Origin of the sequence: Pseudomonas citronellolis (genome assembly GCF_029335315.1) — a bacterium.
In the GTDB taxonomy this organism is placed as follows: Bacteria; Pseudomonadota; Gammaproteobacteria; order Pseudomonadales; family Pseudomonadaceae; genus Pseudomonas; species Pseudomonas citronellolis_A.
Genome location: NZ_JARJLT010000212.1, coordinates 1 through 24856, shown reverse-complemented (window position 1 = coordinate 24856; position 24856 = coordinate 1). Strand labels below are relative to the sequence as shown.

At 64.6% G+C, this 24856-nt stretch carries 25 protein-coding genes; 18 read left to right on the top strand and 7 right to left on the bottom strand.

Annotation, left to right across the window (positions count from 1 at the left end; translation table 11 throughout):
* Together P3W75_RS16870 and P3W75_RS16865 are read left to right on the top strand one after the other, a co-directional pair.
* The coding region (locus tag P3W75_RS16870; protein WP_276228457.1) for an arylamine N-acetyltransferase at positions 1-343 on the top strand (343 nt) is incomplete at its 5' end.
* Between the two features lie 227 nt (positions 344-570).
* A complete protein-coding gene (locus tag P3W75_RS16865) occupies positions 571-825 on the top strand; it encodes a hypothetical protein (protein ID WP_276228456.1) in 255 nt (84 codons plus the stop codon).
* Here the strand turns inward: P3W75_RS16865 and P3W75_RS16860 are convergent.
* Positions 778-1236: a DUF2214 family protein gene (locus tag P3W75_RS16860; RefSeq protein WP_276228455.1), complete on the bottom strand. Its 459-nt coding sequence runs from the start codon at positions 1234-1236 to the stop codon at positions 778-780. The two genes, P3W75_RS16865 and P3W75_RS16860, sit on opposite strands and share 48 nt — an antisense overlap.
* A 131-nt stretch (positions 1237-1367) precedes the next feature.
* Positions 1368-2717 carry an MATE family efflux transporter gene (locus tag P3W75_RS16855; protein WP_276228454.1) on the bottom strand — a complete coding sequence of 450 codons (1350 nt, stop codon included), beginning with the start codon at positions 2715-2717 and terminating at the stop codon, positions 1368-1370.
* Positions 2718-2991: 274 nt separating this feature from the next.
* On the opposite strand from P3W75_RS16855, the gene P3W75_RS16850 reads away from it, so the two are divergent.
* The gene (locus P3W75_RS16850; protein ID WP_276228453.1) at positions 2992-3624 is read left to right on the top strand and encodes a hypothetical protein; all 633 of its coding nucleotides are present in this window, start codon (positions 2992-2994) and stop codon (positions 3622-3624) included.
* The gene (locus P3W75_RS16845; RefSeq protein WP_276228452.1) at positions 3621-4511 is read left to right on the top strand and encodes a hypothetical protein; all 891 of its coding nucleotides are present in this window, start codon (positions 3621-3623) and stop codon (positions 4509-4511) included. Before P3W75_RS16850 ends, P3W75_RS16845 begins: the two co-directional genes overlap by 4 nt.
* A gap of 6 nt (positions 4512-4517) precedes the next feature.
* Here the strand turns inward: P3W75_RS16845 and P3W75_RS16840 are convergent, their stop codons facing one another.
* Positions 4518-4919 (bottom strand): YkgJ family cysteine cluster protein, encoded by a 402-nt coding sequence (locus tag P3W75_RS16840; RefSeq protein ID WP_276228451.1) that lies wholly within the window; start codon positions 4917-4919, stop codon positions 4518-4520.
* A gap of 76 nt (positions 4920-4995) precedes the next feature.
* Positions 4996-5445, bottom strand: a complete 450-nt coding sequence (locus P3W75_RS16835) for a DMT family transporter (RefSeq protein ID WP_276228450.1) — start codon at positions 5443-5445, stop codon at positions 4996-4998.
* A gap of 89 nt (positions 5446-5534) precedes the next feature.
* Here P3W75_RS16835 and P3W75_RS16830 point away from each other — a divergent pair, with 89 nt between their 5' ends.
* Positions 5535-5969 carry an SRPBCC family protein gene (locus P3W75_RS16830; RefSeq protein WP_276228449.1) on the top strand — a complete coding sequence of 145 codons (435 nt, stop codon included), beginning with the start codon at positions 5535-5537 and terminating at the stop codon, positions 5967-5969.
* A 73-nt stretch (positions 5970-6042) separates the two neighbouring features.
* Here P3W75_RS16830 and P3W75_RS16825 read toward each other — a convergent pair whose 3' ends face one another.
* Positions 6043-8070 carry an NADPH-dependent 2,4-dienoyl-CoA reductase gene (locus P3W75_RS16825; protein ID WP_276228448.1) on the bottom strand — a complete coding sequence of 676 codons (2028 nt, stop codon included), beginning with the start codon at positions 8068-8070 and terminating at the stop codon, positions 6043-6045.
* Between the two features lie 197 nt (positions 8071-8267).
* Here P3W75_RS16825 and P3W75_RS16820 point away from each other — a divergent pair, with 197 nt between their 5' ends.
* The 9 genes from P3W75_RS16820 (at position 8268) to P3W75_RS16780 (ending at position 19741) form a co-directional block, all read left to right on the top strand.
* Complete coding sequence (locus tag P3W75_RS16820; protein WP_276228447.1) at positions 8268-8462, top strand: hypothetical protein; 195 nt, start codon at positions 8268-8270, stop codon at positions 8460-8462.
* A gap of 172 nt (positions 8463-8634) precedes the next feature.
* Entirely contained in the window at positions 8635-11730 is a 3096-nt protein-coding gene (fdnG, locus tag P3W75_RS16815; protein WP_276228446.1) for a formate dehydrogenase-N subunit alpha, read from the top strand.
* On the top strand, positions 11727-12659 hold the full coding sequence (fdxH, locus tag P3W75_RS16810; protein WP_276228445.1) for a formate dehydrogenase subunit beta: 933 nt from the start codon (positions 11727-11729) through the stop codon (positions 12657-12659). Before fdnG ends, fdxH begins: the two co-directional genes overlap by 4 nt.
* 81 nt (positions 12660-12740) lie before the next feature.
* Positions 12741-13367, top strand: coding sequence for a formate dehydrogenase subunit gamma (locus tag P3W75_RS16805; protein ID WP_276228444.1), 627 nt, complete (start codon positions 12741-12743; stop codon positions 13365-13367).
* Between the two features lie 156 nt (positions 13368-13523).
* Positions 13524-14456 carry a formate dehydrogenase accessory protein FdhE gene (gene fdhE / locus P3W75_RS16800; protein WP_276228443.1) on the top strand — a complete coding sequence of 311 codons (933 nt, stop codon included), beginning with the start codon at positions 13524-13526 and terminating at the stop codon, positions 14454-14456.
* Between the two features lie 109 nt (positions 14457-14565).
* Positions 14566-15972, top strand: coding sequence for an L-seryl-tRNA(Sec) selenium transferase (gene selA, locus P3W75_RS16795; RefSeq protein ID WP_276228442.1), 1407 nt, complete (start codon positions 14566-14568; stop codon positions 15970-15972).
* The gene (selB, locus tag P3W75_RS16790) at positions 15969-17882 is read left to right on the top strand and encodes a selenocysteine-specific translation elongation factor (protein ID WP_276228441.1); all 1914 of its coding nucleotides are present in this window, start codon (positions 15969-15971) and stop codon (positions 17880-17882) included. The genes selA and selB overlap by 4 nt, the downstream gene beginning before the upstream one ends.
* Before the next feature lie 150 nt (positions 17883-18032).
* Complete coding sequence (locus P3W75_RS16785; protein ID WP_276228440.1) at positions 18033-18683, top strand: DUF4124 domain-containing protein; 651 nt, start codon at positions 18033-18035, stop codon at positions 18681-18683.
* Positions 18684-19096: 413 nt separating this feature from the next.
* Positions 19097-19741, top strand: coding sequence for a HEPN domain-containing protein (locus P3W75_RS16780; RefSeq protein ID WP_276228439.1), 645 nt, complete (start codon positions 19097-19099; stop codon positions 19739-19741).
* A gap of 352 nt (positions 19742-20093) precedes the next feature.
* Here P3W75_RS16780 and P3W75_RS16775 read toward each other — a convergent pair whose 3' ends face one another.
* Positions 20094-22619, bottom strand: a complete 2526-nt coding sequence (locus tag P3W75_RS16775; protein WP_276228438.1) for a DEAD/DEAH box helicase — start codon at positions 22617-22619, stop codon at positions 20094-20096.
* 132 nt (positions 22620-22751) lie between these two features.
* Complete coding sequence (locus P3W75_RS16770; RefSeq protein ID WP_276228437.1) at positions 22752-23123, bottom strand: hypothetical protein; 372 nt, start codon at positions 23121-23123, stop codon at positions 22752-22754.
* 474 nt (positions 23124-23597) lie between these two features.
* Between P3W75_RS16770 and P3W75_RS16765 the strand changes: the two genes are divergently transcribed.
* The 4 genes from P3W75_RS16765 to P3W75_RS16750 form a co-directional block, all read left to right on the top strand.
* Positions 23598-23813 carry a DNA-binding protein gene (locus P3W75_RS16765; protein WP_430765381.1) on the top strand — a complete coding sequence of 72 codons (216 nt, stop codon included), beginning with the start codon at positions 23598-23600 and terminating at the stop codon, positions 23811-23813.
* 3 nt (positions 23814-23816) lie between these two features.
* On the top strand, positions 23817-24107 hold the full coding sequence (gene pflM, locus P3W75_RS16760; RefSeq protein ID WP_276228435.1) for a lysogeny maintenance protein PflM: 291 nt from the start codon (positions 23817-23819) through the stop codon (positions 24105-24107).
* A gap of 3 nt (positions 24108-24110) precedes the next feature.
* Positions 24111-24317, top strand: a complete 207-nt coding sequence (locus P3W75_RS16755; protein WP_276228434.1) for a hypothetical protein — start codon at positions 24111-24113, stop codon at positions 24315-24317.
* A gap of 224 nt (positions 24318-24541) precedes the next feature.
* On the top strand, positions 24542-24856 hold a 315-nt coding region (locus P3W75_RS16750), incomplete at its 3' end, for a DNA-binding protein (RefSeq protein ID WP_276228433.1).

Sequence of the window (24856 nt, the reverse complement as noted above, 5' to 3'; positions counted from 1 at the left end):
GGAACTGGAGCTGGCGCTGCGCACCGGCGGCGGCTGGCAGGCGCTGTACCGCTTCACCCCGCAGGCGCAGCACTGGCTCGACTACCTGCCGCGCAACTGGTTCACCTCCACCCATCCGGACAGTGTGTTTCGCAAGGGGCTGCGGGTAGCGCTCAGCGAGGGCGACACCCGCCTGACCCTGCTCGACGGCCAGTTCGGCTGGCGCGATGCGCAGGGTTCGAGCGGCCAGCGGCGCATCGCCAGCGCGGATGAGTTGATCGAACTGCTGCGCGGGCGCTTCCGCCTGGGGCTGCCGCCGGCCACCGCCGAGGCGTTGGTGGGGCGGCTGAAAGTACTGATCTAGAGCGATCCGGCGTGGGCTATGGGAAATTTCATGCGGCTGCCTGGGCTCGCGCCTTATGGGGTGGAGCGGACCGAGTTGTTAATTTTTTCGGGACTTCTTTTTCGGGACTTTCCGAACCCCCACCCCAGCGCACCGTGAGTCCCGCAATACCGCTTCGGCTCGCCTTCCATCTCGACGGAGGCGGCGGCCGGGGCGCTTCGGACCCGTGCAGTACCCAGGAGCAGGCCATGCAGCGTCTCGTTCGATCACCCGGCAGCCGTTCGCCGAGGCGTTGCCGCCTGTGTCGCTGGCTCTGGGCCTATCGCAAGCTGAAGAGCCTGGAGTGCACCTGCTCCACCGCCGCCTATCGCGCCACCCGTTTCGCGCTGTTCGGCAGCACCGGGCGTTGCTGCTGCAATCGCGGCCTGCTCAAGGTGAACCTGCACAGCCGCCGGCTAACCGCCGGTCATGCCGATGCCGTGGGCCATCAGGCTGGCCAGTAGCGGCAGCACCAGCATCGCCAGCAGCTCCACGCGGATCACCATGAGCACCCGCCGGCCCTGCGCGGCCTCGACCTGCGGGGCCTGGCCGGCCTTGAGGGTGTTGCGCCAGTTGAGGAAGGTCAGGGTCGGGTAGATCGACAGCAGCGCCACCAGCACGAAGATGCCGACCAGCGCGTGGAAGGCGGCGTTGTGCAGGTAGTAGTCCAGGCCCTTGGCGAACCACAGCGCGCGGGCGATGCCGGTGAGCAGCACGACCCCGGCGCTGGCGCCGTAGGCCAGGTCGACGATCACCAGGCTGCGCGCGCGGGCGTGGTCCAGCGGCAGCTTGAACAGGCGGTGCTCCAGCACCAGCAGGGCGAACATCACGAAGATCGAGATGAAGTGCAGGTAGGCAACCAGGGCTGAGGCCATGTCGTTCCGTCCTTGTGTGCCGCTCAGGCTGCGGCTTCGTTGTATTCGACGCGGTCGCGGCCGCGCTGCTTGGCACTGTAGAGGGTTTCGTCGACCGGAGGAGCGAGCAGAGCGGCTCCTTCGGGTCAGGGTCAGGGGGTGGGCAGGGCGATCCAGGCGTCGCGGCGGGTCAGGCGCCAGGCGTAGGCGGCGAGGATCAGCCCGCGCAACAGCATGAAGCATAGGAAGGCCAGCCACAGGCCGTGGTTGCCCAGCGGTTGCAGCGACCAACCCAGCGGCAGGCTCACGGCGCAGGCCAGGAGCATGGCGTTGCGCATCTCGCGGGCGCGGGTGGCGCCGATGAACAGGCCGTCGAGCAAGTAGCTCCACATGCCCACCAGCGGCAGCACCGCGAGGTAGGGCAGGTACTGGTCGGCCACCGCGCGCACCTCGGGGATGTCGCTCTGCAGGGCAATGAACAGGTGCCCGGCGCTGGCGAAGAACAGCACGAAGCCCAGGCTGGCCAGCAGCGACCAGGCGCAGGCGACGATCAGCGAGCGGCGCAGGGCCTGGCGGTCGCCGCCGCCGATGGCGTGGCCGCACAGGGCCTCCACTGCGTGGGCCAGGCCGTCGAGGGCGTAGGAGGTGATCATCAGGCCATTGAGCAGCAGGGCGTTGGCCGCCACGGTGGCGTCGCCCAGGCGCGCGCCCTGCACCGTGAGCAGGAAGAACACGCCCTGCAGAGCCAGGCTGCGCACGAAGATGTCGCGGTTGACCATCAGCAGCGGCGCCCAGCTCGCCCAGCGGCGCAGGCGGCTCCAGTCCGGCGCGCCGGGAAATCGCCGCAGCGCGTCGCGGGCCAGCCACAGGCCGAGCGCGGCGCCGCTCCACTCGGCGATCACCGAGGCCTGCGCGGCGCCGGCCACGCCCCAGCCCAGGCCGAGCACGAAGAGCAGTTCCAGGGCGATGTTCACCAGGTTGGTGGTCAGCAGGATGGCCAGCGGCCCGCGCGCGTTCTGCGTGCCCAGCAGCCAGCCGATCAGCGCGTAGCTGGCCAGCGCCGCCGGCAGGCCGAACAGGCGGATGTGGAAGAACTGCCGGGCCAGGCCGTCGAGTTCCGCCGAGGTGTTCATCAGGCCCATGGCCAGGGGCATCAGCGGCAGCGCCAGCAGGCCCAGCACCAGTGCCAGGCCCATGGCCAGCAGCAGGCCCTGGCCGAGGATGCGCCGCAGCCCGCCGCCATCGCCACGCCCGGCGGCCTGGGCGGCGAAGCCGGTGGTGCCCATGCGCAGGAAGCCGAGCACGCCCACCAGCAGGGTGTACAGGCTGCCGCCCACGGCCACCGCGCCGAGCTGGTGGGCGTGCGGCAGGTGGCCGATCACCGCGCTGTCGACCAGGGTCACCAGCGGGACGGATACGTTGGACAGGATCATCGGCGCGGCCAGCGCCCAGACCCGGCGGTGGGTCGGACGATCGCGCCAGGCGTCGCTCAGTGGGTTCATGCGCGGCTCCGGGACAGCGCCGCAGTATAGCGGCGGCATCGGCGGGGAAAAGCCGTCGGCTCAGGTTTATCCGAATTTCTGGCGCCGGAGGGTTGACGGTCGTTGCGTAGTGGCATTTGGCTAGGTTATGGTCGCTCCCCGATACCGGCCACTGGCCAGTCATTCGTCGTACAAGGACATCATGATGAAAGGATTCTCGCGCGCCCTCCTGGCGCTGCCACTGCTTTGCCTCGCCCTTTTGACCGGTTGCGCCACGCCGCAGCCGCCGGTGCCGATGGACCAAACGTTCTGGTCGCAGAAACAGCAACGCATCGGCGTCGCCTTTACCCAGTTGCCCAAGCCCACCACTGTGCTCGCCGGCCAGCAGGGCCTGCTCGACATGGCGGTGAACAACGGCCTGGCCACGAGCCTGCGGCACAAGGTGGAAACCTGGGACGCCAGCGGCCTGGGCAGCGTGCCCCGGCAGGTCGGCGACCTGCTGCGCAGCAATGGCTACCAGGCGGTCAACCTGGACGAGCCGCTGAAGCTCGAGGCGCTACCGAAGAACGCCGGCACCCGCACCGGCTTCGCCGAGCAGGACTTCCAGGGACTCAAGGCGCAGAAGCAGATCGACAAACTGGTGCTGTTCCGGTTCGGCGACGCCGGCACCATGCGCACCTATTACGGCATGGTGCCGACCAGCGTGCCGGTGGCCCAGGTCGTGGTCACCACCTATGTCATCGACCTGAATGACAACCGCCTGCTCTACTACAAGCCGCAAGTCTTCAGCCGCGCCGCCGACGGCGAGTGGGACGAAGGCCCGGACTTCCCGAACCTGACCAACGCCTTTTACCAGGCCCTGGACTCGACCCAGCAGGACCTGGTCGGGGTGTTCCGCGACCGCCAGTTGTCCTCGGCCAAGCCGTGAGGCGCGGCGTTGCCGGCGCCCTGGCGATATGCCTGGCGCTGGCCGGGTGCGCCTCGCCCAAGGCGCTGCAGCCGAGCATGGCCGAGCAGTTGCCGCGCCTGCTCGATGGCCAGGCCCTGGCCTTGCGCATCGAGCCCGGCGAGCGGCGCCTGCTGCGCGCCGAGTCGTCCAATGACGGGGCGGCGATCATCGCCCATGGCGAGCAGAGCGCGCGTAACTTCCAGGGCTCGGTGAGCGGCGCCGGCAATGGCGGCGCCGGTGCCGGCGTGGCGCTGGGTGTGGCCATCGGCACGGCGCTGGCGGCCGGCATGGGCCAGTCCTCGGTGCAGGACGCGCAACAGGTCGAGGCCGACAAGCAGGTCGCCCCGCTGCAGCAGGCGCTCGACGGACAACCCCTGACGGGCTGGTTCGACGAGCGTTTCGCCGCCGCCCTGCGCGAGGCCGGACGGCCCCTTTCCGACGCCGCGGTGCTCGAACTGGTGGTGGCACCGCAAGGCGTGCTCAGCCACGACGGACACAGCGCCCGGCTGGTCAGCGAGGTGCGTCTGATGCAGGGGCGCGAGGCGCTCTACCGGGGGCGCATCGAAGTCCAGGGCCAGCCCGTGGCTTGCAGCGCATGTCTCGACGACTGGGCGGCGAATGGCGGGCGAAGCTACCTGCAGGCGCTCGACCTGGGTGTGCGCGAGACGGTGCGGGTGCTGCTGCTGGACTGGCGCACCGGGCACTTCGCCGGGCAGTTGGGCGAGGAGCGCACGCTGCGTTACCAGGTCGGCGAGAGCCGCTACGTCGAACGCGGCCGCCTGTGGCGGGACAATTCCGGCAAGGGCGCGCTCTTCCTCACCCTGCGTGGCTGGATCAAGTCGGTGCCGGTCGGCGTCGAGCCCTGATCCGCCTCAGTCCTGCTTCTTGCGGTAGGCGCAGTAGCCCGGGCGCGGGCCCACCTGGGGGTGGTTGCGGCAGGTTTCCGGGCGCTTGGCGTAGACCGTGCACAGGCGCGTCTTGCGGTCCAGGTACAGGCAGTCGCCGTTGCTGCTGCGGGTGAGGGTGAAGATGCCGCTCTTCTGGTTGAAGCGCTCGACGATGCCTTCCTTGGTCAGGCGTTTGGCGACGTTCTTCGCCGGTTCCTCGCGCTCGAACTCGTCGGCCACGCCCAGGCGGATGAGATCGCCGATGCGCACTTCCACCGGCATGGTGCAGCAGGTGGCGTGGCAGTCGCGGCACAGGCCCGAGGTGTACTTGGCCCAGGTTTCCAGGCGGTCCAGTTCGGCGTCGGCGATCAGCGGCGGTTTTCTCATGGCGGCGTTCGGTGCGTGGCGGGGCGCGCATCATAGTGGCCCCGGCGGCGGATTGCCCGTCCTTTCGACGAAGGGCTCAGCCCTTGCGGATCAGCCAGACACCCACGGCGATGGCGGCGATGCCGGCCACCTTGAGGGCGCTGATCGGGTTCTCGCGAAAACCGGCCCAGCCGAAGTGGTCGAGGGTCATGGCCATGCCCAGTTGCCCGGCCAGCACCAGCACCATGAACAGCAGGGCGCCGACCCGCGGCGCGGCGAAGGCGGCGATGAAGATGAAGAAGGCGCCGAGGAAGCCGCCGCACCAGTGCCACCACTGCAGCGAACGCAGCGCCTGCACGGCGGGCAGCTCGCGGTTGGCCAGGGTCAGCACGAGCAGGCCGAGCAGGCCGACGCAGAACGAGATCAGCGCGGCGGCCAGCACGCTGGACACCTGTTTGGCCAGCTGGCCGTTGATGCCGGCTTGCAGCGGCAGGCAGGCGCCGGCGATCAGCGGCAGGACGAACAACCACCAGGGTGGCGTAGGCATGGTGAACTCCTTGGCAGTCGAAGCGTAAAGGGCAGCCGGTTAGTATGCACCAGACCGGGGCAACGCTCCCGTCTCGCTGGAGTGAAACAATGGGCACAGTCTCATCCCGCACCCTGAGCGTGCGCATCGAACGCCACTGGCAACCGGCCTACGACTTCCTCGCCGAGCCGCGCCACTTCTCGCGCTGGGCCTCGGGCCTGTGCAGCGCCATCGAGCCGCTGGACGCCGAATACTGGCTGGCGCAGACACCACAAGGGCCGCTGCGGGTGCGCTTCTCGCCGCGCAACCCGTTCGGCGTGCTGGACCACGACGTGCTGCCGGAAGACGCCCCGCCGATCCACATCCCACTGCGCCTGATCGCCAACGGCGAAGGCTGCGAACTGCTGCTGACCCTGCTGCGCCAGCCGGAGATGGACGACGCAGCCTTCGAGCGCGACGCCCAGTGGGTGGAAAAGGACCTGCGGGCGATCAAGGCGCTGCTGGAGTCCGAGGAGCTACCGTGGCCGATGGGCTGGTCGCCGTGACGCCAAGGGCCCGGGTTTTCGCCTGACGGCGGGATCGTGGGCATGGCCCGCTACTACAAGGAGCTCGTGTCCGTCACAACCGCGCCGCCAACTCCGCCCCCTCGCGGATCGCCCGCTTGGCGTCCAGCTCGTGGGCCAGGCGGGCGCCGCCGATGATGTGGTGGCGCAGGTTCTCCGCCGCCTGGGTCGGTTGCAGTTCCAGCAGCGGCTCCTGGCCGGCGCAGATCACCACGTTGTCCACCGCCAGGCATTGCTCGCGGCCGTCCAGGCGGATGTGCAGGCCGGCGGCGTCGATGCGCAGGTACTCCACGCCACCGTGCAGGCGCACCTTGTGGTGCTTCAGGTGGGCGCGGTGGACCCAGCCGCTGGTCTTGCCCAGGCCGGCGCCAGGCGTGCCGGGCTTGCGCTGCAGCAGCCAGAGCTGGCGCGCCGGCGTCAGCGCCGTGGGTTCGCGCAGGCCGCCGGGGGTGCTGTTGTCCAGGTCGATGCCCCATTCGCCCAGCCACTCGCCCAGCGGCTGCGGACCGTCGCGTCGGGCCAGGAGGAAGCTGGCGACGTCGAAACCGATGCCGCCGGCGCCGATCAGCGCGACCTTCTCGCCCACCGCCGCGCCGCGCAGCACCTCCAGGTAGCTGAGCACCTTGGGATGCTCGATGCCCGGCAGCTTCAGCTGGCGCGGGCGAATCCCGGTGGCGACTATCACCTCGTCGTACTGCCCCTGCAGCTCGCCGCGCTGGATGCGTCGGTTCAGTTGCAGGTCTACCCCCAGCTCCGCCAGGCGCACGGCGAAGTAGCGCAGGGTTTCGTGGAACTCCTCCTTGCCCGGCACGCGCTTGGCCAGGTTGAACTGCCCGCCGATCTCGCCGCTGGCCTCGAACAGGCTGACCCGGTGGCCACGTTCCGCCGCCACGCAGGCCGCCGACAGCCCGGCCGGGCCCGCGCCTATCACCGCGATGCGCTTGGGCTGGCGCGCCTTGCGGTAGCGCAGCTCGGTCTCGTGGGCGGCGCGCGGGTTGACCAGGCAACTGGCGCGACGGTTGGCGAAGGCGTGGTCCAGGCACGCCTGGTTGCAGGCGATGCAGGTGTTGATGCGCTCGGGCTGGCCGGCGGCGGCCTTCTGCACGAACTGCGGGTCGGCCAGCAGCGGTCGCGCCAGCGACACCAGGTCGGCCTGGCCCGCGACGAGCAGCGCCTCGGCCACCTCCGGGGTGTTGATGCGGTTGCTGGCGATCAGCGGGATGCGCAGCTCGCGGCGCAGGCGCGCGCTCACCTCGGCGAAGGCCGCGCGCGGCACCGAGGTGACGATGGTCGGCACCCGCGACTCGTGCCAGCCGAAGCCGCTGTTGAGCAGGTCGACGCCGGCCTCCTGCAGGGCCAGCGCCACCTGGCGCACTTCGTCCCAGGTGTTGCCGCCCTCCACCAGGTCGAGCAGCGACAGGCGATAGCCGATGACGAAGCGCTCGCCGACGGCGCGGCGAATCCGCCGGACGATCTCCAGCGCCAGGCGCATGCGGTTCTCCAGGCTGCCGCCCCAGCGGTCCTGGCGGCGGTTGCCGCGCGGGCAGAGGAACTGGTTCAGCAGGTAGCCCTCGCTGCCCATGATCTCCACCCCGTCGTAGCCGGCGGCGCGGGCCAGGCGCGCGCAGCGGCTGAAGGCGGCGATGGTGCGGGCGATGCCGCGCTCGGACAGCTCGCGCGGGGTGAACCAGCTGATCGGCGATTTCAGCGCCGAGGCCGAGACCACCAGCGGGTGGTAGCCGTAGCGCCCGGCGTGGAGTATCTGCAGCAGGATGCGCCCGCCCTCGGCGTGCACCGCCTGGGTCAGGCGGCGGTGCGCCGGCACCTGCAGGGCGCTGGTCAGGTCGCTGCCCAGCGGCAGCAGCCAGCCCTCGCGGTTGGGCGCGAAGCCGCCGGTGATGATCAGCCCCACGCCACCGCGCGCGCGTTCGCGGTAGTAGGCGGCGAGTTTGCCGAAGTCCCACAGGCGGTCCTCCAGGCCGGTGTGCATGGAGCCCATGACCACGCGGTTGCGCAGCAGCAGCGGGCCGACCTGCAGCGGGGCGAGCAGGTGAGGGTAGGGGCGGATGGCGGGGCTGGGCATGGCGGCTTCGTCGACGGGGCGATGGGAGCACCATAGGAACTTGCGCGGCGGCGGTGAACGGCCCAGCTGACGGCGGCGCCGGGCATTTGGGCCAAGCCCCCGCGCTTGACAGCCGGCCAGGGCGGCGCACACTGCAAGAACGGGGTGAGCAGCTTTCGCCGCCCCCATTTCACTGACCGGCTTCCACGGAGGTTGTCATGAACATGACAAGAAGAAAGCACCTGCGCCATTACCGCCACTACCTGCTCGCCGCGCTGCTCGGCCTGCTGCTGCTGGGCCTGCACGACACCGTCAACCAGGACCTGCAACCGTCCTGCCTGGGCGACGACGGCCAACTGCTCTGCGCCTACCCCTCGCAGGCCGACCTCCAGGTGCTGCTGTACTTCCGCTGATGTCCAGGCCGTTCGGCTGACACCGGTCAGGGAAGCGAATCGGCCCTTTCAGGCAGAGTGATAGTCCACGCCCGATATAGACGCCTGGCGCAATGCGCTAGCTTGGCTATCTTTTAACCAGAGGCGCCCGGCGAGGTACCGGCCGCCCATTGCCTGATTCAGGAGACGCACGATGGACATGAACCGTCGGCAATTCTTCAAGGTCGCCGCCGTCGGCCTTGGGGGATCCAGCCTTGCGGCTCTCGGCATGGCGCCCCCCGAGGCGTTCGCCGAACAGATCCGCCACTTCAAGCTCGAACGCACCACCGAGACCCGCAACACCTGCACCTACTGCTCGGTGGGTTGCGGCATCCTCATGTACAGCCAGGGCGACGACTCGAAGAACGTCACCCAGAACATCATCCACATCGAGGGCGATGGCGACCACCCGGTGAACCGCGGCACCCTCTGCCCGAAAGGCGCCGGCCTGCTGGACTTCATCCACAGCCCGAACCGCCTGGCCTACCCGCAGATCCGCGAACCCGGCTCCAGCGAGTGGAAACGCCTGGAGTGGGACGACGCGCTGGACCGCATCGCCAAGCTGATGAAGGAAGACCGCGACGCCAACTTCATCGAGAAGAACGCCCAGGGCCAGACGGTGAACCGTTGGCTGACCACCGGCTTCCTCGCCGCGTCGGCGTCTTCCAACGAAGCCGGTTACCTCACCCACAAGGTGGTGCGCTCCCTCGGCATCCTCGGATTCGACAACCAAGCGCGTGTCTGACACGGCCCGACGGTGGCAGGTCTTGCCCCGACGTTTGGCCGTGGAGCCATGACCAACCATTGGACCGACATCAAGAATGCCGATCTGATCCTGATCATGGGCGGTAACGCCGCCGAAGCTCACCCGTGCGGTTTCAAGTGGGTTACCGAAGCCAAGGCGCACAACAAGGCGCGCCTGCTGGTGGTGGACCCGCGCTACACCCGTTCGGCCTCGGTGGCCGACTACTACGCGCCGATTCGCACCGGTACCGACATCGCCTTCCTCGGTGGGCTGATCAACTACTTGATCGAGAACGACAAGTACCAGAAGGAATACGTCCGCAATTACACCGACGCGGCCTTCATCGTGAAGGAGGGCTTTGGCTTCGAGGACGGGCTGTTCAACGGCTACGACGCCGAGAAGCGCAGCTACCCGGACAAGTCCGCCTGGGGCTACGAGCTGGGCGAGGATGGCTTCGCCAAGGTCGACCTGACCCTGCAGCACCCGCGCTGCGTGTTCAACCTGATGCGCCAGCACTACAGCCGCTACACCCAGGACGTGGTGAGCAACATCTGCGGCACGCCGAAGGACATGATGCTCAAGGTCTGGGCCGAGATCGCCGAAGCCTCGGCGCCGGACAAGGTCATGACCATCATGTACGCCCTGGGCTGGACCCAGCACTCGGTGGGCGCGCAGATGATCCGCACCGGCGCCATGGTGCAGCTGCTGCTGGGCAACATCGGCATGCCCGGCGGCGGCATGAACGCCCTGCGCGGCCACTCCAACATCCAGGGCCTGACCGACCTGGGGCTGCTGTCCAACTCGCTGCCCGGCTACCTGACCCTGGCCGGCGACGCCGAGCAGGACTACAACGCCTACATCGCCAAGCGCGCCAGCAAGCCGCTGCGCCCGGGGCAGATGTCGTACTGGCAGAACTACGGCAAGTTCCACGTCAGCCTGATGAAGTCCTGGTTCGGCAAGTCGGCGACCAAGGACAACAACTGGTGCTACGACTGGCTGCCCAAGCTCGACGCGCCGGGCGCCGGCTACGACGTGCTGCGCTACTTCGACATGATGTACCAGGGCAAGGTCAACGGTTACTTCTGCCAGGGCTTCAACCCCATCGCCTCCTTCCCCAACAAGGCCAAGGTCAGCGCCGCGCTGGCCAAGCTGAAGTGGATGGTGGTGATGGACCCGCTGGCCACCGAGACCTCCGAGTTCTGGCGCAACGCCGGCGAATTCAACGACGTCGACACCCAGGCCATCCAGACCACGGTGATCCGCCTGCCCACCACCTGCTTCGCCGAGGAGGACGGTTCCATCGTCAACTCCGGGCGCTGGCTGCAGTGGCACTGGAAGGGCGGCGAACCGCCGGGCCAGGCGCGCCCGGACATCGCCATCATGGCCGGGCTGTACCACCGCCTGCGGGCCCTGTACGCGAAGGACGGCGGCGCCTTCCCCGACCCGATCCTCGGCCTCGACTGGCCCTACCAGCGCCCGGACGACCCGGCGCCCGAAGAGCTGGCCAAGGAGTACAACGGCAAGGCCCTGGCCGACCTGGTGGACCCGAGCAACGGCATGATCCTGGCGAAAGCCGGCGAACAACTGCCCGGCTTCGCGCTGCTGCGCGACGACGGCAGCACCGCCAGCGGCTGCTGGATCTTCGCCGGCAGCTGGACCCAGCAGGGCAACCAGATGGCCCGCCGCGACAACGCCGACCCCTACGCCATGGGCCAGACCCTCGGCTGGGCCTGGGCCTGGCCGGCCAACCGGCGCATCCTCTACAACCGCGCCTCGGCCGACCTCGCCGGCAAACCCTGGGGCCCGGAGAAGAAACGCCTGGTGTGGTGGAACGGCAAGGCCTGGGGCGGCACCGACGTGCCCGACTACAAGGCCGACGTGCCGCCGGAAGCGGGGATGAACCCGTTCATCATGAACCCCGAGGGGGTGGCGCGCTTCTTCGCCGTCGACAAGATGGCCGAGGGGCCGTTCCCCGAGCACTACGAGCCGTTCGAGACGCCCATCGGCATCAACCCGCTGCACCGCAACAACGCCAAGGCCACCAGCAACCCGGCCGCGCGGGTGTTCAAGAACGACATGGAGCTGTTCGGCAAGGCCGACGAGTTCCCCTACGCGGCCACCACCTACCGGCTCACCGAACACTTCCACTTCTGGACCAAGCACTGCCGGCTGAACGCGATCATCCAGCCCGAGCAGTTCGTCGAGATCGGCGAGGTGCTGGCCAAGGAGCTGGGCATCAAGGCCGGCGACCGCGTGAAGGTCTCCTCCAACCGCGGCTTCATCAAGGCGGTGGCGGTGGTGACCAAGCGCATCCGCCCGCTGCAGGTGGACGGCAAGACCGTGCACCACGTCGGCATCCCGCTGCACTGGGGCTTCGCCGGGGTGGCGCGCAACGGCTACCTGACCAACACCCTGACGCCCTTCGTCGGCGACGGCAACACGCAGACGCCGGAGTTCAAGTCGTTCCTGGTCAACGTCGAGAAGCTTGGCGGAGGTGAGGCATGAGCACACAAGACATCCGTGCCCGATCGGCGACCACCACGCCGATGCCCTCGGTGCGCAACCAGGAGGAAGTGGCCAAGCTCATCGACGTGTCCAAGTGCATCGGCTGCAAGGCCTGCCAGGTGGCGTGCTCGGAATGGAACGAGCTGCGCGACGAGGTCGGCCACAACCACGGCACCTACGACAACCCGCTGGACCTCTCGGCCGACTCCTGGACGGTGATGCGCTTCACCGAGCACGAGAACCCCAACGGCAACCTCGAGTGGCTGATCCGCAAGGACGGCTGCATGCACTGCGCCGAGCCGGGCTGCCTGAAGGCCTGCCCGAGCCCGGGGGCGATCGTGAAGTACGCCAACGGCATCGTCGACTTCAACCAGGACCACTGCATCGGCTGCGGCTACTGCATCACCGGCTGCCCGTTCAACATCCCGCGCATCTCGCAGAAGGACCACAAGGCCTACAAGTGCACCCTGTGTTCCGACCGCGTCAGCGTCGGCATGGAACCGGCCTGCGTGAAGACCTGCCCGACCGGCGCCATCGTCTTCGGCACCAAGGAGGCGATGAAGGAACACGCCGCCGAGCGCATCGTCGACCTCAAGTCGCGCGGTTTCGAGAACGCCGGGCTGTACGACCCCGAAGGCGTCGGCGGCACCCACGTGATGTACGTGCTGCACCACAACGACCAGCCCTCGCTGTACGCCGGCCTGCCCGACAAGCCGGCGATCAGCCCGCTGGTCAGCCTGTGGAAGGGCATCACCAAGCCGCTGGGCCTGCTGGCCATGGGCGCGGTGGTGCTCGCCGGGTTCTTCCACTACACCCGCACCGGGCCGAACCTCACCGAAGAGGACGAGGAACCGGGGCCGGCGCCGGAGGACCCGGTGCACAAGGTCGACCCCACGGTGCACAGCTATGACCCGCGCGACCCGCGTTGAGCCTACGCGCCGAACAGCCCCCTCTCCCTTCAGGGAGAGGGTTGGGGAGAGGGCGCTCGCCCGCGCCTCCAGGAGCCCAGCATGAAAAAACACATCCAACGCTACACCGCCAACGAACGCAGCAACCATTGGCTGGTGGCGATCTTCTTCATCCTCGCCGGGTTGTCCGGGGTGGCGCTGTTCCATCCGGCGCTGTTCTGGCTCAGCAGCCTGTTCGGCGGCGGCCCCTGGACGCGCATCCTGCACCCGTTCCTGGGGCTGGCGATGTTCGTGTTCTTCCTCGGCCTGGTGCTGCGCTTCGCCCACCACAACCTGATCGAACGCAGCGACGTGCAGTGGCTGAAACAATGGCGCGACGTGGTCGCCAACCGCGAGGAAAACCTCCCCGAGGTCGGCCGCTACAACGCCGGGCAGAAGCTGCTGTTCTGGACCCTGCTGCTGTGCATGCTGGCGCTGCTGGTGACCGGCATCGTCATCTGGCGCCAGTACTTCAGCGCCTGGTTCGGCATCGACATCATCCGCCTGGCCGCGCTGCTCCACGCCTTCGCCGCCTTCGTGCTGATCAGCAGCATCCTGGTGCACATCTACGCCGGCATCTGGGTCAAGGGCTCGATGGGCGCGATGCTCTATGGTTGGGTAAGCCGCGCCTGGGCGCGCAAGCACCACGCCGGCTGGCTGAAGAGCGTGGACAAGGGCGACCGCCACTGAGCCAAAACATGCCGCCCCTGTAGGAGCGGGCTTGCTCGCGAACCCGCACGGCACGGCCCCGACCTTCACACCGAACAGTCCCCTCTCCCTTCAGGGAGAGGGCGAGGGAGAGGGCCCTAGCAAGCCCCTCCGAAGCCACCCGACAAGGAGTCCTGCGTGCCAGGCCAAATCCTCGAACCCGGTCAGATCGAAGCCGCCGCCAACATCCCGCCCTTCCTCAAGCTGCCCGCACCACAGCTCTTCGCCCAGCGCGGCGAGCGCCTGCGCCAGCTCGCCGAAGGCCACCCGCTGGGCGACTACCTGAACCTGCTGGCCGAACTCTGCGACATCCAGCAAACCCTGCTCGACCAGCCGCCCGCGCTGTCCATGCCCGACGCAGCCGCCCTGCGCCGCAGCGCCGAGCACGACATGCCGCCGCTGGGCTACGAAGTGCTAGTGCGCGAAGGCGCCTGGCTGGCGCTGCTCGACCCGCTGCTCGACGCTTTCGCCACCACCCCGGCCAGCCCCATCGCCAACGCCCTGCGGCAACTGCGCGAAGCCGACGCCGGCCAGCGCAAGGCCTGGGCCCTGGCCCTGCTCAACGGCCAGTTCGACCTGCTGCCGGCGGCCCTGGTGCCGTTCCTCGGCGCCACCCTGCAGGTCGCCTTCAGCCACTGGCTGCTGGCGCTGCCCGAAGGCCTGCTCAACGAACGCGAGGAACAGACCCTGTGCCCGGCCTGCGGCTCGCCGCCCGTGGCCGGGGTCATCCACAACCGCGGCAAGGCCAACGGCCTGCGCTACCTGGTCTGCTCGCTGTGCTCCTGCCAGTGGCACTACGTGCGCATCAAATGCAGCCACTGCCGCAAGAGCGAAGGGCTGTTCTACCTGGCGCCGCACGACGACGCCCGCGAAGCCGCCCGCGCGCCGCTGCGCGCCGAGGTCTGCCCGAACTGCAAGAGCTACCTCAAGCAGTGCTACCTGGAACACGACGAAGCCGCCGAGCCCCAGGCCGACGACCTCGCCAGCCTGGCCCTGGACATCCGCCTGGCCGAAGACGGCTACCTGCGCAGCGCGCCGAACCTGCTGCTGTCACCTGGCGACGCAGACTGACCTAGACTGCATTCGACCCGTACCGAACCGTAGGATGGGTCGAGGAGCCCGCGACGATACCCATCGCCCGAACCCCACCTACTGCCCCGTGAAGCCAGAAGGACCGCGCATGACCTCCGTCCGCCTGCCCTCCATCGACCGCCTGCTGCGCAGCCCGGCCTGCGCGCCGCTGCAACAACGCTACGGTCGCGAAGCCCTGCTTGGCACCCTGCGCGACCTGCTCGACGAGCTGCGCGAGCCGGTGCGCCACGGCCAGCTCGCCGCCATCGAACTCAGCGAAGCGGTGCTCGCCGGCCGCGCCGGTGAACGCCTCGCCGCGCACCACGCCAGCCGCGTGCGGCGGGTGTTCAACCTCACCGGCACGGTGCTGCACACCAACCTCGGCCGCGCGCTGCTGCCCGAGGAAGCCATCGAAGCCATCACAATGGCCGCGCGCTACCCGCTGAACCTGGAATTCGACCTGGCCAGCGGCAAGCGCGGCGACCGCGACGACCTCATCACCGGGCTGATCCGCGAGCTCACCGGCGCCGAGGCGGTCACCGTGGTCAACAACAACGCCGCCGCCGTGCTGCTGGCGCTCAACAGCCTGGGCGCGCGCAAGGAAGGCATCATCTCGCGCGGCGAACTGATCGAGATCGGCGGCGCCTTCCGCATCCCCGACATCATGGCCCGCGCCGGCGTGAAGCTGGTCGAGGTCGGCACCACCAACCGCACCCACGCCAAGGACTACGAAGCCGCCATCGGCCCGCGCTCGGGCTTGCTGATGCGCGTGCACACCAGCAACTACAGCGTGCAGGGCTTCACCGCCAGCGTCGCCACCCGCGACCTCGCCGCCATCGCCCACAGCCACGGCCTGCCGCTGCTGGAAGACCTCGGCAGCGGCACCCTGGTCGACCTCACCCGCTGGGGCCTGCCCAAGGAACCCACGGTGCAGGAGGCCCTGCGCGACGGCGCCGACATCGTCACCTTCAGCGGCGACAAACTCCTCGGCGGCCCCCAGGCCGGGCTCATCCTCGGCAGCAAGGAACTGATCGGGCGGATCAAGAAGAACCCGCTCAAGCGCGCTTTGCGCGTGGACAAGCTGACCCTCGCCGCGCTGGAAGCCGTGCTCGGCCTGTACCGTGACCCCGACCGCCTGGCCGAGCGCCTCACCACCCTGCGCCTGCTCAGCCGCCCCCAGGCCGATATCCAGGCCCAGGCCACCCGCCTCGTGCCGCTGCTGGCCGCGCAACTGGGCGCTGGCTGGACGGTGAGCGTGGAAGCCGCCCTGGGCATGATCGGCAGCGGCGCCCAGCCGGTGGCGCGGTTGCCCAGCGCCGCCCTGGCGCTGCGTCCGCAGAGCAACAAGCGCCTGCGCGGTCGCGCCTTGCGTGACCTGGAAGAGCGCCTGCGCGGGCTGCCGATCCCGCTGCTCGGGCGCATCGACGACGACGCCCTGTGGCTCGACCTGCGCCAGCTCGACGACGAGCCGGCGTTCCTCGCCCAGTTGCCGTTGCTGGCGGAGGGCGCGGCTTGATCGTCGGCACCGCCGGGCACATCGACCACGGCAAGACCGCCCTGCTGCGCGCGCTGACCGGCGTGGAGGGCGACCGCCGCCCGGCCGAGCGCGAGCGCGGCATCACCATCGACCTGGGCTACGTCTACGCCGACCTCGGCGACGGCGCCCTGACCGGCTTCATCGACGTGCCCGGCCACGAGCGCTTCGTCCACAACATGCTCGCCGGCGCCAGCGGCATCGACCTGGTGCTGCTGGTGGTGGCCGCCGACGACGGGGTGATGCCGCAGACCCGCGAACACCTCGCCATCGTCGAGCTGCTCGGCATCCCACGCGCCCTGGTGGCGCTGAGCAAGGCCGACCGGGTCAGCCCGCAGCGCCTGGCCGAAGCCCGCGCCGAAGTCGAGGCGTTGCTGGCGCCGGGGCCGCTGGCCGGCTCGCCGATATACCCGGTTTCCAGCCTGAGCGGGGAGGGCGTCGAGGCCCTGCGTCAGGCGTTGGCCGAGGCCGCCCGCGAGGTGCGCGAACGCTCCACCCAGGGCGGCTTCCGCCTGGCCGTGGACCGCGCCTTCAGCGTCAGCGGCGCCGGCCTGGTGGTGACCGGCACGGCCTTCTCCGGCCACGTGGACGTCGGCGCCGAGCTGCTCCTGGGCAACGCCGGCCGTGCGGTCCGCGTGCGCGGCCTGCACGCGCAGAACCGCGCCGCCGAACAGGCCCACGCCGGCCAGCGGGTGGCCCTGAACCTCAGCGGCGAGCGCCTCGGCCCGGACCAGGTGAAGCGCGGCGACTGGCTGCTGGCCCCCGCGCTGCACGCGCCCACCACCCGCATCGACATCGACCTGCGCCTGCTTCCCGGCGAAACCCGCGCCCTGGCCCACTGGACGCCGCTGCACGTGCACCTCGGCGCCCAGGACGTCACCGGTCGCGTGGCGCTGCTGGAAGACGAACGCCTGGCCCCCGGCGGCCGCGCCTTCGCCCAGCTTGTGCTGAATACCCCGGTGCAGGCCGTGCACGGCGACCGCCTGGTGCTGCGCGACCAATCCGCCCAGCGCACCCTCGGCGGCGGCCGCGTGCTCGACCCCTTCGCCCCGGCCCGCAACCGCCGCAGCCCGGAGCGCCTGGCGCAACTCGAAGCCCTGCGCGGCGAAGGCCTGGAGCAGGCCCTGGCGGTGCTGCTGGAACACGCCGACAACGGCGTCGACCCGACCCGGCTGGCGCGCCAGTTCAACCGCCCCCGCGAGGGCTGGCAGCTGCCAGCGGACATCAGCGAAATCAGCACCCGTGGCGGCCCGCGCCTGTTCACCGGCGCTCGCTGGCGCGCCCTCGGCGAACAACTGCTGCAAGCCCTGGCGCGCTTCCACGCCGACCAACCCGACGAACTCGGCCCCGACCGCGACCGCCTGCGCCGCTACGCCTTCGCGCAGCTGGAGCGGCCGATCTTCATCGCGCTGCTGGAACAGGCCCTGGCCAGCGGCGGCGTGGAAAGCAGCGGCCCCTGGCTGCACCTGCCGGACCACCGCGTACAACTCGGCGCCGCCGACCAGGCCCTGCGCGAACGCCTCTGGCCGCTGCTGCTGGCCGGCGCCTTCGACCCACCCTGGACCCGCGACCTCGCCCGCGAGCTCAGCGTGGACGAAGCCGCCATGCGCCTGCTGCTGCGCAAGCTGGCCCGCCTCGGCCAACTGCACCAGGTGGTGAAGGACCTGTTCTACCCCGACGAAACCATCCGCCAGCTGGCGCAACAGGCCCTGCAGTTACGTGACGAACAGGGCCTGATCCGCGCCGCCGCCTTCCGCGACCGCATCGGCCTCGGCCGCAAGCGCAGCATCCAACTGCTGGAATATTTCGACCGCATCGGCTTCACCCGGCGCTTCGGCAATGAACGGCGCATCCGCGAAGACTCGGCCCTGGCGCTGCAGGCAGTCAGTTGAATTCTTTTGTTACATTCAGGTTGGTGGCCTTCTGATACTTCGTACATCCAGCGCTGTCAGATGATTCGATCGGGTCAGCGATTGCCTGCGCGTTCCAGGGAAGGGCACTGACTCGGGTGAATGTCCGCATTCCCCATCCCCGAGAACCGCATGCGCACGCTCTGTATCCTCCTGCTGGCCGCCAGCGCCGGCGCCTTCGGCGCCACCATGAACAAGTGCGACGACGGCCAGGGCCACCTCACCTTCACCCAGCAGGCCTGCCCGGACGGCAGCGCCGGCGAACAGATCAAGGTGGTGCCCGCCACCGAAGGCCTGCTGATCGCCCAGCCTCCGCCCCCTCCGCCACCCCAGGACGAAGAGGCAACCGCCGACGGCGAAAAGGCCGGAAAAGCCGAGAGCGAGCAGAAGGAAGCCACCCAGACCGCCCAGGCCCCGACCCGCCAACTGGTACGCGTCACCATAGTCGGCGCCGACCCGGCCTCCGACTGTGGCCCCTACACCGAACAGCAACTGCGCACCCTGGCCGTACGCAAACAGGTCGTGGCCGGCATGCGTGCCCAGGACGTGACCGCCGCCTGGGGCGACCCGGACACCAAGGGGGCTCTCGGCTGGGACTACGCTGGCGGCACGTCGGTCGGCTTCGACAGCAGGGGCTGCGTCACCGGAACCTCCACCCCCTTCATCGACCCCGACTACGAACGCTGGCGCAAATGGCACGATGACCCGGTCCGCCGCGCCTGGCGCGCCGAAAGGTGGCGCTCGGGCGGCTGGAACGGGCAGCATCGGTGGCACCAGCATTAACCTGCGCACAAACGATTTGTGCTAGCGTTGCCTGGTCGCAAACGCCGCGACACGGCAACGCAAAGTCGCCAAAGGCCAAGGACGCCGGGCACCCGCCCGCTCCCGCAAACGGAAGGCAATCACGCCCGGTGGCGTGGCCGGGCTTCAAACCCTCTTAAACGACATTTCAGAGTGTTCCAATGCGTCTTATCGTCTGCGCTCTCGTTGCGTCGATGTTGCAGTGCGTGCCTTTTCGTGTCTTTGATTTCGACATTTTTTCGACAGATTCAACGGGCAGTCATCGGCCGAAAGCAGCCATGATCAACCGGCAAGAGCGTTTATGGAGTTAGGGGCGATTCAACTGGTCCAGTCGCCCGCTTTGCTTGCGGACCTGCCTTAACCAAGAATAATCCATCAATGGGGAAAACTGCTGGATGCCGTCAAATGCATTTACCGCCTTTCGACACAATTCAATTGACGTAAAGCGGCTGATTGAAAGCCATGGAAAATTGCACGCCGGAAATCCAGGGAAAAAGGGTCTTGGCCATATTACGAGAAGTGGCGTTGTAATGCTTTGTGCGTCGTGGGAGCTGTATGCAGAGTCTCTGCTCGTTGAGGCAGTAGATTTCTTGGTAAATAAGTGCCAGTCGCCCGCCGAGCTTCCTCTGGATGTTCAAAAAGAACTGGCTCGTCACGTGAGAGAGTCCAAGCATGAACTGAAGGCGCTTGCACTCGCAAACGATGGATGGAGAGGTGTTCTAGTTGCACATGCACGACTATGGTGCGACGGGCTCAACACTCCAAAGGCTGGTCCTTTGAACGAAATGTATCAAAAGCTTCTCGGAGTCGAGAGGCTGTCTGACTACTGGTCTTGTGGGGCGGTAAAGATAAATGACTTCGTTGGTGTGCGCGGCGATATTGCCCATCGTGGGCGGTATGCTGACTACATAAAACTACCTGAATTGAGGGACTACCTAGTATTGATTGATCAAGTCGCAGTTGAGACTGATAATGCAATTTCAGGCTATGTTAAGAGTGCTTCCCCTGCGAAGAAGAAACCTTGGAACATTACAGCTTGAATGGATAACTAGTCGCTCAAACTGCTCCGCACGGCGTGGTGTCTATGGAGATCATTTCATACTGCCCCTTGTCTCCCTCTCGTTGTCGGGCCAGTTGGCATAATCGTTAGTGACTGAAATTGGCCAGTTTCTGCGAACTTTCACTAGCTAATTCGGACTGAAAAGTGCCCTTTCATGTCTAGGGAATCGAGCCCACTATGGCGTCGTTTCAGATGGATACTTGCAATCGGAGAGGGCGTCGCAAGTCGTGCTTTTTCGTTTCGTAAATTTCGAAAGGTCTGTACATGGCTATTTTTTCAAGCAAGATAGCCATGTACAGTTATTGATTAATAAGGTCCGCCTTGGTTTTAGACTATTTTTTTAGGCTTACATAGTCTTCTGAGTACGTGTCTTTTAGGTCTGTAATACTCAGCTTGTGATATTCAAGTAGTTGTTGGATTTTGGCGTCAGAGATTCCGCCGATTTCATATCCGTTTAGCTCTTTAATAAATCCTTTGAAGTTGTCTCTAAGCTTTTTTAGTCCGTTCTTTCTAAGTATTTTTGCCGGATGGGTGAAGTTTGCTTGGTGGGAAAGTTTGTTTGTTGGTATTACCAGTACTCTATTGCAGTTGGCGTCTCCGTAGTTTTCTGAGAACCATCCGCAGTGAGAGTTGAATTGGCTTACTTCGTCTTTGTTTATCTCTTTCCTGTCTTCGTTGACTTCACTTTTGCATTCAAAGAAGAGATAGTCATCTATTCCAAGGCACCATAGGTTGTCTGGGCCAGTTTTTATTTCTTTATCTGGTCTTTGGCTTACAAAGCCTAGCGCCTCCCCCAGGCTCTTTACGGCGGACTCAAATTTCTCGGCAGTTGTTCCAAATGCTAGATTGTCTGCAATCTCTTCAGCCGCTAGATTAAGCTCTTGATGAGTGCTCCACCTTTCCAGCCATTTTTTTATTCTGAGCATACGGTGCTCATTTTTATATGTAATCTTTTTGTATGTGACTCCGGACTTTGGCTTTAAGAGCTGGGAGTTAAGCGCGAAGGCTGCTTGTTGGGTTTCGTTTGACTCAATTTTGCTGATCTTGTATTTGTAACGTGCAAGTTGTTGGGTGTACCAACCTTTTTCCGATGGGTTGTCGTTATTTTTATCACATAGGCGCTGCATTAATTCGCAAGCCCTTTGGAGTTTCCCGGCTGAGTAGGCCGCTTCAGCGTCAAGCTCAAGCTTTAATATGTCGTAAAGTGCTTCTTTGGGATCAGTGTCTGGAAGCTCGGACATTGCTTCAGCATAGTATTCCTTCCATCCCTCATCCCTTCTTAAGGCTTGGCTCATGAGGTTGAAGAGTACTTTGTGCGGATCGTTGTTTTCTTTGAGCTCCTCTCTGGCAAAGCCCGAGGCTTGGATGCCTATCTCGATTTGTTTTTTTGTTTGTGCGGAAAAATATTTGTTAGTTGCCTGGCTTTTTATGAACTTAGCCAAGTCTCCGCCGGTAACAATTATAATGCTGTAGTCTTTCTCCCCTCGAACACTCCGCCCCAAGCCTTGTTCTACTTTTTGAGCTATCTTGATATTGATCAGATCGCTATCTGCTCTGCAGCACTCTTCATACCTATCTAGGAGCGAATCAAAGTATGGTTTTGAGTCGAGGACTAATATCCGGCATGCTCTGTCTGGTAGATCGATACCATCGTACCTGTTGACGAATACAATCGGGCACTCAAAATTTCCACCTTTTAATGCGTCAACATTTTCAAAGATTGTTTTTTTGTCGGAAACTTTTGACCCGAGCTTGGTGTATTGGGTGCTCTTGCTAAAGTCTGGCGCTAAGAAAACTACGCCGTAAGTGGTGTTCTTAAGGTTCCCAAGCCAGTTAACAATGTGCTCTCTATCAAGACTCACATCTATTAGTGTGGGGATTACAATCATTTTCTCCCCAGACCATTTTAATTCGTTGTTTGTGAGCGGATTTTGAATAGCTGAAGTGTCAAAGCCAAGTCCTTTGATAGAGAAGGCGTCGTCTTGGGTTGTGGCCGACATTAGTATTCTGTGTTTTGCATTAAAAAATGAGCCAAATGCTTTTATGGGCATTATTTGAGGCGATATTTCTAGGTAGTTTCCGGTTATAAATGCCTGGCAATCTTCAATGTTATCTTTGATTACTGGCCACACAAAAGCAATCTCAGTGTCGTTCTTGTGATCAAGCAGGAGTGCTGTTATTTCATCTTTCCTGTCAATCCAGCTCCAATATGCAATTGGCAGCATGGTATTGTTGCTTCCAGACTTCACCTCAAGGAAACTTCCCTCGCCCTGCTCGCGTAGCTCTTTTTCGAATTTCTCGATTGTGGACTTGTAGACGTCGTGGGTGCTGGGGACTCTAATTGTTAGTGAACTTCTTATTGCGTCGATGCATGCGTGGGAATCATCGAGGACTACTGCGCCTACGTCGATTGATTTGTTGTTAAGTCCGAACTTCGTCTTTCCGTTGAAAAGTTTTTGCACATGGGTTATTAGGATGGTTTTCCCTAATATGAAGTCTTCCGGGATTTCTTTGTCATTCCCTATTTCGCAAAATTTTATTCCAAATTTTGCCGCTTCTGTCATTGCTTGGTAAGCAAGATATATGTTTGGGCAGAGGAATAGGCAAGGTTCCCCGGTTTCATTAATCTTTGACTGAAGCATAAGGAGACCAATTAGCGTTTTTCCCTCGCCCGTATGGAGTTTTACTATGTTGTCTTTTGTTGACCTCCTTTTGGAGTTCCACTCTTTTAGTACGGCCTTCTGGGAGGGTCTTAATGGGCCTGTGTCGCTAGTTCTATCTAGTGAGTTATATATTTCTATAGGGTCGATCTTTTTTTCTATTTCTTTGTTTTTAAGTCTCTTCCCAAAATCGACCATGACCAACTCCTTTAGATTGAGGTGCTAAGCTTTTTAAGTAAAACTTGGTTGTGGTTGGAATCATTTCCCTTGCCGAGGATATCCGCCCTTGGTCTGAAGAGTAAACTGTCAAAGAGTTAAACCGGATTTTGGTTACTGGTCGCCGCAGTATTGCTGCTTTTTGCTTGCAGTGCGGTCAGATGGGGCTTGCTCGTCTTGGAGCCACCAGAAGCGGCACTCGGGGGAGGTAAGGCGCCTCTCTTGCTCTAGCTGAGCCAGTTCAAGTGTTCGTTTGGCTTCGGCTTCAGCAGCGCGTTGCTTTTGCTTCTGTGCCTGTTCTTGAGCCTGGTGCTGAAGACGCTTGCTAGCTTCCTTGCTACGACGGGTCATGTCTTCCTGCATTTTGTGCAGGCTGTTAGTCATGACCTCGGTCGCGTATGAGGCATACAGCATGCGCGCCGCAAACGAGATCGCCACGGCTGCCATTACGCCGAAAACGATTCTGATGAATACCTTAGGGTTCATCTGGCTCGCCCTCCTTTTTCGTAGTTCTATCCCTTATTGAACCAGCGAAGGGCTGCCGTCCGTGTCAGCTTTATCCCGCGCTGGGTTGGGGCAAGCTTTCATGCGCCTCGTCGTACTCAGGGCTGGTCTGGCCTACCTCTGGCGCAATCTTGCCACTCACTAGCCACAATGCGTACTCGGGGGCTAACTCGACAATTACCTTAATGTCGTCCTCGTTTACACGCCGTGCTCCCTTCCGCAGGGCGTACCACTTCTCACGGTCTATGCCGCTTAGCTGTTCCAGTCGTTTAGCTGTCAGCTTTTTCTTTTGAAGTATGGCGACTATTCGTTCTCTCATTTTCCTGATTTCGCCTGGCTATCTGAGCATTTGCTGATAGGCGTAATTGCTCATCCAGCCATAATCGTTATGGAGTAACCGGCATATATTGCCGGAAAGATAAAGCCCGTAATGACACGAATAGTGACGGAATGAGCATGGAACTGGAAGGGTTGGAACTGCCATCTCAGACAGACCTACAGCGGGATGTCGAGACCATAGAAAAGTGGGCGGAGCGCAATGGAGTCACCTGTGGTACCGCCCGTGCCTGGGTGTATAGGGGCGTTCTCCCATCCGTGAAGCTGGGAAAACTGCGGATGGTGAACAGCTCTTTGTTCCGTAGTTGGCTGATGGAGCAGGAGTGGACGGCGTGAAGCATGAACATATTCAGCGCGTACCTGCACCGACCGCACCCCGCCGACTGCGACTGCTCTGTGTGCTTTGTCGCAAAGATGGGGCCGCAATCGCTCAACCTGTCTGCGTGTCCCGACTGCCGGCCCCCTGGGCGCCCCTACAAGGAAAATGGCCGGTGGCTCTGCCGCCCCCGTTCCTTCTGCGCGAAACACGATCCACGCCGCCGACCCGCGCCGTACTGGCACGTTGTGTACGACAGCGGCAAGCCGACGCCCTTCGTGCCGATCCGCGAACCCTTCGAGCTGGAGGGCTGAACCATGCCGACTAACGCCGCCACCTTCGTCGCCCTCTGGCTGGTCTTCATGGCCGCCGGCCTGAGCTTCGCCGCGCTCTTCGGCCTCCCCGCCGTCCGCACCTGGGCCAATCCGGTCCAGGGCCGCCGCACCGGCTTGTCCGAATGCGCTCCACCGTTCGGACAAACGGAGCGCCGGGCGAAGCGCACCCTTGACCGCGCCCCGCCCTGAATAGCCTCCGCTCGGGAGTGTGGGGCAGCTTCACCGTCCCGCGCTCCTGAGCCCTCGGCGGCGAGAGCGGGATGACAAGGGCAGCGCCCTTGGTGTTGACCCCACTCACCGCCCGCACCACCGCAAACCCTAGGCACCACCACACCCGCTGAAAGACGGCCGCCAACGCGCCCAATTTGCAGCAGCGGGCCAACTCATGCCCGAAAAAGGCAAAGGAGCTTCACATGAACATGTTTGCATCCGCTGGCGGCGTCGTAGAACTGTGGGTCACCCAGACCGACTGCTACACCTCCAAAACCTCCGGCGAAATCTTCGCCAGCGTCCAGGCGATTTCCGCTATCCCGGAAGGGGCTCGCGGCAACGCCCGTGGCTTCGAAATCACCCAGTACGACGTTGAGCCGACCTTGCTCGACGGCATCGCCTTCCAGGGCCAGCCGCTGCGCTGCAAGTTCTCCACGGTGGTCCGCCCGACCAAGGACCGCTTCGGCAACACCAAGAACACCCAGGTGTTGACCGACCTGCTGGAAGTGAACGGCAAG